This window comes from Nocardioides pyridinolyticus, assembly GCF_054653575.1.
Window position 1 is genome coordinate 46269 of the sequence record NZ_BAAIFY010000028.1, and the last position, 11188, is coordinate 57456.

13 protein-coding genes are annotated in these 11188 nt (G+C 69.7%); 8 read left to right on the plus strand and 5 right to left on the minus strand.

What is annotated here, in order from left to right:
- The first annotated feature begins 48 nt into the window (after window positions 1-48).
- The 4 genes from ACYQ0U_RS19415 to ACYQ0U_RS19430 are packed head-to-tail and all read left to right on the plus strand — an operon-like array spanning window position 49 to window position 4020.
- Window positions 49-618, plus strand: coding sequence for a copper resistance CopC family protein (locus tag ACYQ0U_RS19415; RefSeq protein ID WP_459975529.1), 570 nt, complete (start codon window positions 49-51; stop codon window positions 616-618).
- Window positions 615-2702 carry a bifunctional copper resistance protein CopD/cytochrome c oxidase assembly protein gene (locus ACYQ0U_RS19420; RefSeq protein ID WP_459975530.1) on the plus strand — a complete coding sequence of 696 codons (2088 nt, stop codon included), beginning with the start codon at window positions 615-617 and terminating at the stop codon, window positions 2700-2702. Before ACYQ0U_RS19415 ends, ACYQ0U_RS19420 begins: the two co-directional genes overlap by 4 nt.
- Complete coding sequence (locus tag ACYQ0U_RS19425) at window positions 2699-3064, plus strand: BlaI/MecI/CopY family transcriptional regulator (protein WP_459975531.1); 366 nt, start codon at window positions 2699-2701, stop codon at window positions 3062-3064. Before ACYQ0U_RS19420 ends, ACYQ0U_RS19425 begins: the two co-directional genes overlap by 4 nt.
- Entirely contained in the window at window positions 3061-4020 is a 960-nt protein-coding gene (locus ACYQ0U_RS19430) for a M56 family metallopeptidase (RefSeq protein WP_459975532.1), read from the plus strand. The genes ACYQ0U_RS19425 and ACYQ0U_RS19430 overlap by 4 nt, the downstream gene beginning before the upstream one ends.
- 83 nt (window positions 4021-4103) lie before the next feature.
- Here ACYQ0U_RS19430 and ACYQ0U_RS19435 read toward each other — a convergent pair whose 3' ends face one another.
- From ACYQ0U_RS19435 to ACYQ0U_RS19450, 4 genes are all read right to left on the minus strand, one after another.
- Window positions 4104-4586 carry a TlpA family protein disulfide reductase gene (locus tag ACYQ0U_RS19435; protein WP_459975533.1) on the minus strand — a complete coding sequence of 161 codons (483 nt, stop codon included), beginning with the start codon at window positions 4584-4586 and terminating at the stop codon, window positions 4104-4106.
- 134 nt (window positions 4587-4720) lie between these two features.
- On the minus strand, window positions 4721-5503 hold the full coding sequence (locus ACYQ0U_RS19440) for a cytochrome c biogenesis CcdA family protein (protein ID WP_459975534.1): 783 nt from the start codon (window positions 5501-5503) through the stop codon (window positions 4721-4723).
- A 16-nt stretch (window positions 5504-5519) separates the two neighbouring features.
- Window positions 5520-6107: a vitamin K epoxide reductase family protein gene (locus tag ACYQ0U_RS19445; protein ID WP_459975535.1), complete on the minus strand. Its 588-nt coding sequence runs from the start codon at window positions 6105-6107 to the stop codon at window positions 5520-5522.
- A complete protein-coding gene (locus ACYQ0U_RS19450; protein WP_459975536.1) occupies window positions 6104-6766 on the minus strand; it encodes a DsbA family protein in 663 nt (220 codons plus the stop codon). Before ACYQ0U_RS19450 ends, ACYQ0U_RS19445 begins: the two co-directional genes overlap by 4 nt.
- A gap of 109 nt (window positions 6767-6875) precedes the next feature.
- On the opposite strand from ACYQ0U_RS19450, the gene ACYQ0U_RS19455 reads away from it, so the two are divergent.
- The 4 genes from ACYQ0U_RS19455 (at window position 6876) to ACYQ0U_RS19470 (ending at window position 10643) form a co-directional block, all read left to right on the plus strand.
- A complete protein-coding gene (locus ACYQ0U_RS19455; protein WP_459975537.1) occupies window positions 6876-7247 on the plus strand; it encodes an ArsR/SmtB family transcription factor in 372 nt (123 codons plus the stop codon).
- The gene (locus ACYQ0U_RS19460) at window positions 7247-8146 is read left to right on the plus strand and encodes a cation diffusion facilitator family transporter (RefSeq protein WP_459975538.1); all 900 of its coding nucleotides are present in this window, start codon (window positions 7247-7249) and stop codon (window positions 8144-8146) included. Before ACYQ0U_RS19455 ends, ACYQ0U_RS19460 begins: the two co-directional genes overlap by 1 nt.
- A 95-nt stretch (window positions 8147-8241) precedes the next feature.
- On the plus strand, window positions 8242-9645 hold the full coding sequence (locus tag ACYQ0U_RS19465; protein ID WP_459975539.1) for a cytochrome ubiquinol oxidase subunit I: 1404 nt from the start codon (window positions 8242-8244) through the stop codon (window positions 9643-9645).
- On the plus strand, window positions 9642-10643 hold the full coding sequence (locus ACYQ0U_RS19470; protein ID WP_459975540.1) for a cytochrome d ubiquinol oxidase subunit II: 1002 nt from the start codon (window positions 9642-9644) through the stop codon (window positions 10641-10643). The genes ACYQ0U_RS19465 and ACYQ0U_RS19470 overlap by 4 nt, the downstream gene beginning before the upstream one ends.
- Window positions 10644-10749: 106 nt before the next feature.
- On the opposite strand, the gene ACYQ0U_RS19475 is transcribed toward ACYQ0U_RS19470, so the two are convergent.
- Window positions 10750-11188 (minus strand): DUF3093 family protein (locus ACYQ0U_RS19475; RefSeq protein ID WP_459975541.1); only part of this gene is annotated, 439 nt, incomplete at its 5' end.

The window sequence follows — 11188 nt, forward strand, 5'->3', positions numbered from 1 at the left end:
CCTGATCTCGAGGGCCCGCTGGTGAGCCGCAAATGGACGGCGTGGCCCGTGAGGCTGGCGATGGCCTGCGGTGTGACGGGCGTCCTCCTCCTCGGTGCGCCCGCGTCAGCCCACACCGACCTGATCTCGGTGGACCCCGCCGACGGCTCGCGGCTCGACGGGGCGCCGGGCCAGCTCGTCCTGGAGTTCTCGGAGGAGATGAACCCCGGGCTCAGCACCGTGACGCTGACTATCGACGGTGGCGACTCCACGCGCTTGGAGGTGGACCAGGGCCGCTCGCCCAGCACGCTGGTGGCGACGGTACCGGCCCCCCCGGCAGCGGAGCCGGGGGACACCTCGCGCTGGCGCGCAGCGTTTCGGGTGGTCTCTGCCGACGGACATCCGGTGGCAGGGAAGACGTCGTTCATCGTGAGCTTGCCCGACGACCCCGACGGGCAGGGAGTCAGGCCAGCGCCGCAGGATCCAGAGACCCAGACGGCGACGTCGAGCCCGGAGCCGGACAAGGACGAGGACGGCGTCCCTTGGCTGCTGATCGCGACCCCCGTCGCCGTGCTCGGTGTGCTCGCCCTCGTCGTGGTGGCCGTGATGCGGCTGCTCGGCCGGGACGAGGTGGCGTGAGCACCGCGGAAGCGGACCGTTGGTCACGAGCGACCTCGTTGGTGGCGCTGGCCGCTCCGGCGTGGGCCGTCGGCGTCGCGCTTCTCGCCGCCGGACTGACCGGTGCCCTGGCGCCGCTGGGCGTCGACGGGCTGCCTGATCCCGGGACCGCGACTCGCGTGGGGCTGCCGCTCGTTCAGGCACTGCGGGACGTCTCGGCCATGGCGACCGTCGGAGCTCTCGTCCTTGCGGCGACCTGCGTCGCGCCGTCGCCGGGCAGCGACGAGAAGAGGCTCACGGGTGCTCGCCTGCGACTCGTGGCGGTGGCTCAGCTCGCGGCCGCCCTCTGGGCCGTCACCAGCGGCGCGCTCGTGGCCCTGGTCTACTCCGACGCCTCCGGCGCTGCCCTGGGCTCCTCGGGCTTCCTCGAGCAGGCCACCTACTTCGGCACCAGCTTCGAGATCGGCCGGTACTCGCTTTGGGGAGCCGGTCTCGCCGCGCTGGTGGCGCTCAGCGGTGCCCTCAGCAGACGCCCGTTCGGACTCGGGGTCACCACTCTCCTCTCCGTGGCTGCCCTGTGGCCGATCGCTCTCACAGGTCACGCGGCTGGCACGCTCGACCACGACGCGGCAGTCAACCTCCAGATGTTCCACCTGCTCGGCATCGCCGTGTGGGCAGGCGGGCTGCTGGCGCTGGTCGTCGTACGACGGCACGTGGGCCAGCAACTGGGGTCCACCGTCGGGCGGTACTCGACTCTGGCCGGATGGTGCCTGGTCGTGGTGGCTGCCTCGGGTCTGGTGGGCGCCTGGCTGCGGTTGCCCTCACTGAACTCCGTGGCCTCGTCGTACGGACTGCTCCTGGGGCTCAAGATCGCCGCCATGGTCGCTCTCGCTGGGGCGGGGTGGTGGCACCGCCGCAGGACGCTGCGGAACCTCGAGGCCGGTGCGCCGGGCGCTTTCTGGCGGCTCGTCGGCGTCGAGTTGGCCGTGCTGTTCGGTGCGGCGGGGTTGGGCGTGGCGCTGAGCAGGACGGCCACTCCCGCTCCGCAGGGGAGTCCTCGTCCGCTTTCCACGGCGGAGTCGTTGCTCGGACGCCCGCTGCCAGGCCCACTGGACGCCAGCGCTTGGTTCACGTCCCTCGAGATCGACACCCTGTTCCTGCCGCTCGGGCTCGCTGGTCTCGGGTGGTACCTCTGGTCGGTCCGGCGGTTGCGACGGCGCGGGGTGGCGTGGCCGTGGCTGCGCACCGCGTGCTGGGTCCTCGGATGCCTCCTGTTCCTGTGGGCCACCAACGGCGCCCCGGGCGCTTACGGCCGGGTGCTGTTCAGCATGCACATGGTCCAGCACATGACCATCGCCACCGCCGTGCCCGTCTTCCTCGTCCTGGGCACTCCTGTGACCCTCGCGCTGCGCACGCTCCGGCGGCGCGTCGATGGCTCCGACGGCCCCCGCGAGTGGTTGCTCCGGCTGGTCCACTCCCTGCCTGTCCAGCTGCTCGGTCACCCGATCGTGGCAGCGGGGATGTTCGTGGTGAGCATGGTGGCGTTCTACTACTCCTCGCTGTTCGAGTCGTCGCTGGAGTCCCATACCGCCCATGTCCTGATGACGATGCACTTCCTGTTCTCGGGTTACCTCTTCGCCGAAGTCGTCGTGGGCGCCGACCCCGGGCTGCCGCGTCCGCCCTATCCATTGCGGGCCTTGCTCCTGATGGTGACCTTTGGGTTCCACGCCCTCTTCGCCGTCAGCCTGATGGCCAGCGACACCGTCCTGGCCGAGGAGTGGTTCGGACTCCTGAACAGGAACGGGGCCTCCCTGCTCGACGACCAGTACCTCGGAGCCTCACTGGGCTGGGCCCTGGGGGAGTACCCGCTGGCCGTCATGGCAGCGGCCCTGCTGGTCTCGTGGGTGCAGGCAGATCGTCGGGAGCGGCGTCGGTTCGACCGTCGGGAGGATCGAGAGCATGATCGACAGCTGACGGCGTACAACGCGTACCTCAGGGACCTCGGCAGCGCCGATCCTGCGCGACGACCGACGCCGCCTACGATGGTCCCTCATAGCCACACCAACAGTGACGCAGACAGTGGAGAATCGGGAGGGCGCTCGTGAAGCAGCTGGGCCAGCTCGAGGCAGCGGTCATGCAGCACCTGTGGGGGCTGGACCGCCCTGCCCTGGTGCGCGAGGTGCTCGAGAAGATCAGCCACGACCGACCGTTGGCCTACACCACGGTGATGACGGTCCTGGACAACCTTCACTCCAAGGGCTTGGTCCAGCGGGAGAAGGTAGGCAAGGCCTACGCCTACGCGCCGGTGTCCTCGCGTGCCGAGCACACCGCGGAGATGCTGCAAGAGGTGCTGGCCGACAGCCAGGACCGCACGGCAGCGCTCATGCACCTGGTCGGTCGGATGGAGTCCGAGGAAGCGGCCGAGCTGCTCGCGGCCCTGACCGAACGGGCGGACGGACCCTCGTGATCGCGGCGCTGCTTCTGCTCTTCTACGCCTCCAGCGTCGGTGCCATCGGTGCGAGCCTTCTCCGACGACCTTGGTCCTCCCGTGCGCCCCGCGCCGCCATCGTGGGGTGGCAGGCATTGTCCAGCTCCGTGCTCCTGGCGATCCTGCTTGCCGCGGTAGCGCTCGCCCTGCCATTCCTTCCGATGCGGTTCTCGGTGGCCTACCTGCTCGACGCACACACGATCACCGTGGTCGAGCACTACGAGACCCCACTCGGGATCTGGCCGGGGGTCGCCGGCCTGGGCGTGGTCGCTGTCTGGGCCGGACTGCTGACGGTCACGACAACGCGTGCTTTCGGCACGACGGCCCGTCTGCGTCGATCGCAGCGCGCGGCGTTGCGCCTGGTGGGCAGCCGCCATCCCGAGGGTTTCACCGTGGTCGACCACGCCGTTCCTGTGGCCTACTGCCTGCCCGGAGGATCGGGCACCGTCGTGCTGTCGACGGGGGCCCTGGAGATCCTGACCGATCGTGAGCGCGAGCTGGTGCTCGGCCACGAGCACCGGCACCTGCGTGCCCGGCACCATCTCGCGCTCGCCTACGCCGATGCCCTACGGCGGACGTTCCGTTGGGTCCCGCTGTTCGCCGAGGCCCACGAGCAGGTGAGCGTGCTCCTGGAGATGACAGCAGACGATGCGGCGTGCGGGGTCGCCGACCGCCGATCCCTGGCCACGGCGTTAGTAGCACTCAGCACGGGCGTGCGCCCGCAGGCCGCCCTGGCGGCCAGCGACACGGCCGCGCTATTGCGTGTCAAGCGGTTGACCGCCCCGTCCGAGCCGCGGCGCCACGGGATGGGTCTTGTGGTGGGTGTGGCAGCGGTCGCTGCTTTCTCTCTCCCTGTGGGACTCGCCCTGGCCCCGGCGATCGAAGCGGCCACGAGGGACTGCTGCTCCTTGGCGGCACCTCCCGCTCGGAGCTGACAGACTCCACCGGCGCATACAGACGACCGTGGGTCACGTGGTGCGGGAAAGACCTGGAGCCCGTTGGCCTGTCGCCGGGGGCGTCAGTTCTTCGACCCGTCCGCAGGGTCGGTGGGTTGCTGGAGCACGTCGGTGACGAGACCGCTCAAGGTGGAGAAGTCCACCTGGCCCACCACTCGGGCGGCGATTCGGCCGTCGCTGTCGAGCACGACGGTCGTCGGCACGGCCGTGGCGGTGAGAGCGCCTCCGAAGGCGAGGATCGCGCGGGCGCTGTCGTCCGGGTGCACGCTCGGGTAGGGGACCTCGAAGGCCCGCTCGAACGCACGCGCTGCGTCGGGACTGTCGCGGACATTGAGCCCAAGGAAGCGGACTTGGCCCTCGAAGTCGCGTGCGACCCGGGCGAGGGCCGGCGCCTCGGCCCGACACGGCCCGCACCACGAGCCCCATACGTTGACCACCGCCGGTCGACCGCGCAGGTCGTCGCTGTCGAGCTGGGTCCCGTCCAGCAGCGACGCGGTGAAGCGCGCTAGCGGGCGCCGGTCCTCCGGCTCATACTGCTGCACCACGTCAGTGCCGTCGAAGCTCCCACTGGTGGAGCCGGGGGTGGACGTGCCCGACCGAGACATTGAGGTCCACCACGCCACTGCGGCGAGAGTCAGGCCGATGGCGGCCAGAAAGACCGCGAACCTCGTTACCGCCCTCACAACGGGGCCTGCCAACCAGCAACCAGGGTCTGCGCGGCGGCCACGATCTCAGACCAGACGCCGGAGACCTGCAACAGCCCGACGGCGACCAGCAGCAGACCGCCGCCGCGGGTGATCCACAGGGAGCGGTGCCGCACCCAGGCGAACACGCTCATCGCCCGCGTCAGTGAGACGGCGGCGAGCAGGAAGGGCAGCCCGAGACCCAGGGCATAGGCGAGCGACAGGACGGCTCCCCTCTCGGCGGTGGCCGATGTCGTGGAGAGGGTCAGCACGGCGGCCAGGGCGGGACCGATGCACGGCGTCCAGCCGACCGCGAACACCGCACCCAGCAGTGGCGCGCCGGCCAGGCCGAGCCGCGGGGTCAGTCGCGGCCGCACGGTGCGGCCGAGCAGTGGGAGCCGATCCGCGGCGCCGGCGAACAGCAGGCCCAACACGATGGTGAAGCCTCCTGCGACGCGCCAGATGGTTTCCTGGTGGATCAGGAGCAGCGACCCGAGTGAGCCGAACGCCACCCCGTAGCCGGTGAACACCACGGCGAACCCCAGCACGAACAGGGCCGCCCCCAGAACCGTCCGGGAACGGCGCGCCGGACGGCCCCCCCGCAGCTCGCGGGTCACCTCGGACTCCACGCCGGCCATCCCCGCGACGTAGGAGAGGTAGCCCGGCACCAGCGGCAGGGAGCAGGGAGTGAAGAAGGACAGGAGCCCCGCGGCGAGTGCGATGGGCAGGGCGGCCAGCAGGGAGCCGTCGAGGACCGTCCCTTGGAGATCGCCGATCATGATCAGTCCTCAGCCGTCACAGCAGGGTGGACCAGTAGGTCCAGAACCGGACGGCGACGAGGGCGATCACCAGCACGTACGCCGACAGCAAGACCGGCGCATGCCACTCGCGGGCCATGGTGGTCGCCCGGGCTGACGCTGCCTTCTGACCGAACGCTCCGTTGGCGAGGTTGCGCAGCGTCACGTACCAGAACGTCGGGATCACCACCACCCACACGACCATGCAGTAGGGGCACAATGCCCCGATCCGGTACAGGCTCTGGAACACCAGCCACGCCACCAGACCGAGCGCCGCGGTCACGCCGGCCTGGAGGCCGAGCCAGTACCAGCGGGCAAGTCGTCCGCCGGCCAGCAGCGCAGCGCCGGTGGCCACCACCACCGGGAAGGCGGCCACGCCGATCAAGGGGTTCGGGAAGCCGAGCAGCGCGGCTTGCGCCGACTCCATGATCGAACCGCAGCTGATGATCGGATTGATGCTGCAGGTGGGGACGTATTCGCTGTCCTCGGCCAACCGGATCCGTTCGATCAACAGCACCGCGGAGGCCACCAGACCCACCAGCCCGGCGACGACGAGACCCGCGGCGAGCCTCCGCTCCTGCCTCACTCCGCGAGCGCCTCGTCGAGGGCGGTCGAGAAGTCGTCCACGGTCTCGGGCTGGAACAGCTCGCCGTCGACGTAGAACGTCGGGGTCCCCTGGACGCCGAGGGTGGTGCCGTCCTCGAGGTCACGCGCCACCCGGTCCGCTACCTCGTCCGAGGCGTAGTCAGCGTCGTACTGCTCCATGTCGAGACCGATTTCTTCGGCGAAGCTCCGGAAGAGGTCGTCCTGCGGCTCCTGGGATTCACCCCAGCTCTCCTGCGTCTCGTACATCTTGCTGTACATCGCCTCGAGCTCGCCCTGCCGAGCAGCAGACTCCACGGCACGCGCGGCCCGCTCGGAGTTGAAGTGGCCCGGCAGGGGGAAGTAGCGGATCACGAAGGTCACTTCGCCCGCGTACTTGTCACGGAGGTCTTCGACGATCGGGTACGCGGCACGGCACGCCTCGCACTCGAAGTCGAGGAACTCCACAAAGGTGACGTCGCTGGATCCTTCCTCGCCGAGAATGCGGCTATCGGTGCGGACCACGGCGCTCTCCTGGGCCGGCGTCTCCACCGCGGCTGCGCCGCCGTCGTCGTCACGGGCCTGGCCCACGAGCAGCAGGGTTGCCAGCACCGCCACGACGATCGCGGCGGCCCCGAGGGCCCCTTTGGTCTGCTTCCGCACTGGTCTCCACCTCTCGCTCGTCTACTATGCGAGATAGTAGCAATCGCGTCGGGGTGGATGGACTCGGGGTGGATGGACGTTGGCAACGCAGGACCGCTAGCATCGCAGTATGACGATGATGTCGACAGTAGGCGATGATGATGCGCGAATCACGGGACAGCAGGGCGCGCAGGCGTCAGCCGCCCTGTTCCGCGCCCTCGGCGATCCGTCGCGGCTGGCGATCCTGGCTCACCTCCACCTGGGCCCTCATCGGGTGGGCGACCTCGTGGACCATCTCGGGCTCGCGCAGTCCACGGTTTCCAAGCACCTGGCATGTCTGCGCGACTGCGGGCTGGTGCAGTCGCAGCCTCAGGGGCGCGCGTCCGTGTTCTCGCTGACCCTGGGGGTCCCCGTGCGAGACGTGCTGACGGCGGCGGAACGAGTGCTCGTGGCGACCGGTGCGGCCGTCACGGACTGCCCGACGGCCGGGGGTCATCGCTGATGGGCGCCGGTCATGGTCACGGGCACGCGGGCGGTCGTCATCGGTGGCGCCTTGCTCTGGCCTTCGGTCTGGTCGCGAGCTTCTTCGTGGTCGAGCTGGTCGTGGGACTCCTCAGCGGCTCGCTGGCGCTGATCTCGGACGCGGGTCACATGGCCGCGGACGTGGTCGCGCTGGGTGCGGCATTGGTGGCGACCAAGATCGCCACTCGGCCGGATGCGTCGGGACGTCGTACCTACGGCTCCTACAGGGCTGAGGTCTTCGCGTCCGGTCTGACCGTCCTGATCATGCTGGGGGTTTCCGTCTACGTCGTGGTGGAGGCGATCACTCGTATCGGCGAGACCGTCGAGCCGGCCTTTGGTCCGATGATGGTCGTCGGCGCTACCGGCTTGGCGATCAATCTCGTCTGCCTCGTGCTGCTGCGGGGCGGCGCCCAGGAGTCGATCAACGTCAAGGGCGCCTACCTCGAAGTCATGGCTGACGCGGCCGGCAGCGTGGGCGTCCTCGTGGCCGGCGTGCTCGTCGGCCTCACTGGCGCCGGCCTGTGGGACACCCTGGTTGCCGTGGCGATCGGCGTGTTCGTCGCCGTTCGTGCCGTGATCCTCGGACGCGAGGTCGTGGCCGTCCTCGGCCAGCACGCGCCGCACGATGTCGACCTCGCGGCCGTCGTGCGCGACCTCGAGGCTCTGCCAGGCGTGGCCGAGATTCACGACCTCCACGCTTGGACGCTCACCTCGGGAATGAACGTCGCCACGGCCCACCTCGTGGTGAAGGACGGCGCCGACACCCAGACCGTGCTGAGCGGCGCCCAGGCGGCTCTGCGCGACGGACACGGCATCGAGCACGCGACCCTCCAGGTCGAGGTCGACCCCGCCCGCGAGTGTCACGAAGCGACCTGGTGACCTTCGGGGCGCGTGATCGAGAGACCTCTGACAGACGTTCGTGAAATCATTCACAAAGTCTGGTGCGGCAAACGCCAGTCCGTAGCGTTGGTGACGTGCTGACTCCGGAGATCGTCCTCGATGCCGTCGTGCAGGCCACTTTGGGAGCCGAACCAGCGGGCCTGCTCCCGGCCCGTCAGCAAATGGCGCTGTCACTGGGGTGGCACATCGTGCTGGCGTGCTTCGGCGTCGCCTTCCCGGCGATGATCTTCGTGATTCACCTGCGGGGGATCCGGCGCCAGGATCCGGTCGCGCTCACCTTGGCCCAGAGGTGGGCGAAGGTGTCGGCAGTCCTGTTCGCGATCGGCGCGGTCTCGGGGACCGTCCTCAGCTTCGAGATGGGCGTGCTGTGGCCGGGCCTGATGGGGACCTACGGCGACGTGCTCGGCCTTCCCTTCGCCTTCGAAGGGCTGGCCTTCTTCCTCGAGGCGATCTTCCTGGGCATCTACCTCTACGGCTGGGGTCGCATGCCACCCAAGCGGCACGTCCTGATGGTGCTGCCGATGGCCGTCACCGGCATCGTCGGGACCTACTGCGTCGTCGCCGTCAACGCCTGGATGAACGTGCCGACCGGCTTCCGCATCGTCGGCGGCGAGGTCACCGACGTCCAGCCGTGGACGGTGCTGTTCAACCAGCACGCGTTCCTGCAGTTCGCCCACATGTGGGTCGGCGCCTACATGGTGGCCGGGTTCACCATCGCCGGTGTCTACGCCGTCGGGATGCTGCGCGGGCGTCGAGACGCCCACCACCGGCTGGGATTCATGGTGCCGTTCGTGTTCGCCTCCGTCGCCGCGCTCACTCAGCCGTTTGTCGGGCACGTGCTCGGCGCCGGCCTCGACGAGCGGCAACCAGCGAAGCTGGCGGCGTTCGAGCTCGCGGAGACCACAGAGAGCCCCTCACCACTACGGCTCGGCGGCGTCTTGGTCGACGGGGAGGTCGTCGGTGCGATCGACATTCCGGTCCTGGGCTCGCTGATCGCGATGAACTCGCTCGACGAGCCGGTACCCGGCCTCGACACCATCCCCGAGGAGGACCTGCCGCCGGTCAACATCACCCATCTCGCCTTTCAGACCATGGTCGGGATCGGCACGCTGCTCGCCGCCGGCGTCGCCTGGTTCTGGATCCAGCGGCGGCGAGGCCGCGACCTCCTGACGAGGAAGTGGTTCCTGCGGGCCGCGGCCGTCGCCGGGCCGCTGGCCGTGATCGCGCTCGAGGCCGGGTGGGTGGCCACCGAGGTGGGCCGACAGCCGTGGATCGTGTTCGGCGTGATGCGCACGCCCGAGGCGGTCGGCGACTACACCTCGGCCCTCTGGTGGCTGCTCGGGATCTCGACAGTCCTCTACGCCGCGATGACGGTCGGTGCCGTCGTGGTCCTGAGGTCGATGGCGCGCCGGTGGCGCGACGGCGAGACCGACCTGCCCAGCCCGTACGCCCCGGAGACCCGGGAGGCGAGTCGATGAGTCTTGAGGTCGCGGTCGCCGCCGCGATGTTCGCCGGCGTCATCGCCTACGCCGTGCTCGGTGGCGCCGACTTCGGGTCGGGCTTCTTCGACCTGACGGCAGGGGACAGCCGCCGCGGTGCCGAGCTGCGGACCTTGGTGGACCACAGCATCGGACCGGTGTGGGAGGCCAACCACGTGTGGTTGATCTACGTGCTGGTCATCTGGTGGACCGGATTCCCGGAGTCGTTCGCCGCGGCCATGTCGACGCTGGTTCTACCGCTGCTGCTCGCACTGTTGGGCATCGTGTTGCGAGGGGCGAGCTTCGCATTTCGCAAGTTCTCCGCCACGCTCGGTCAGGCGCGGTTGTTCGGCGTGGTCTTCGCTGTGTCCTCGATCATCACGCCGTTCTTCCTGGGCACCGTCGCCGGTGCCATCGCCTCCGGGCGGGTGCCCGCGGACGGGCTTGGCGACCGCTGGTCGTCATGGCTCAACCCGACGTCGCTGTTCGGCGGAGTGATCGCCGTCGGCACGTGCGCGTTCCTCGCCGGCGTCTTCCTTGCCGCCGATGCCCACCGCAGCCGTCGTACCCGCCTCGCCGAGGATCTGCGGTCCCGGGCGCTCGCCGTGGGCCTGGCAACGGGGGTGGTCGTGTTCGCAGCGCTGGTGCCGATCCTCGAGGACGCCCCGGTCCTGGGGGAGGGCCTGACGGGCCGCGCCGCTCCGCTCGTGGTGCTCTCAGCTGTGGCCGGCGTCGCGACGCTGGCGTTGCTGTGGCGCCGGCGGTATTCAGCGGCTCGCTGGCCGGCCGTGGTCGCGGTCGCCGCCGTGGTCTCGGGGTGGGGCGTGGCCCAGTACCCCTGGCTGCTCGTCGACGGGGTCACCATCAACGAGGCCGCCGGTGCCCCGGCGACGCTGCAGGGACTGCTCGTCGCAGTGGGTCTCGCCGTGGTGCTGGTCCTCCCACCCTTGGTCTACCTGCTGCGGCTCACCCAGAGCGAGGAGTGGGCGCACCATTGAGGTAGGGCAAGTGGGCGGCGAGTCGGCGCTGGACCCGGCCACGTGGGCTGGTCGACCAGGCCGCGCGCGAGAGTCGTCGGCGGAAGAGGCGGGCATCCGTGCATGCTCACGGGTTGGTCGATTGAGTCTCGCTGCCGGCGCTGGGAGCTGGGGTGTGTGAGGTCCCTCCGGCTGGGGTCTGGCGGCTCAGGTCGAGCGCGGCAGCTAGTTCGGCCGGCCGTCGAGAGCTGACGAGCCAGTACGGAGTTGGATCATCGATCTCAATGCGCACCGACCGAGAGCGGTAGGGCCGGAGCAGGAGGAGCGCGCGGGCGTCCGCAAGGGGTCCCGACCACTGGCGTGTTGCATCGGCGTCAAGAGCCCGAACTTGCCCGACGAACTTCACCTCGATACTGGCTCGATGAACGTAGAGCCACCCATCCTTCACCTCGACGCGAGCAGCGCCGTAGGCCCAGAGCGCGCCTGCGAGCAAGGCCATCAGGGCAGCAGCGATTCCCCACGCCGCCCTCTCAGGAATCGCCACCACCATGGCGACCCAGAAACTG

Bases quoted from the DNA above. Each gene is read 5' to 3' on its own strand.
- ACYQ0U_RS19460 (WP_459975538.1), top strand. From the start codon at position 7,247: ATGGGCGCCGGTCATGGTCACGGGCACGCGGGCGGTCGTCATCGGTGG.
- ACYQ0U_RS19470 (WP_459975540.1), top strand. From the start codon at position 9,642: ATGAGTCTTGAGGTCGCGGTCGCCGCCGCGATGTTCGCCGGCGTCATC.
- ACYQ0U_RS19440 (WP_459975534.1), bottom strand. From the start codon at position 5,503: ATGATCGGCGATCTCCAAGGGACGGTCCTCGACGGCTCCCTGCTGGCC.
- ACYQ0U_RS19455 (WP_459975537.1), top strand. From the start codon at position 6,876: ATGACGATGATGTCGACAGTAGGCGATGATGATGCGCGAATCACGGGA.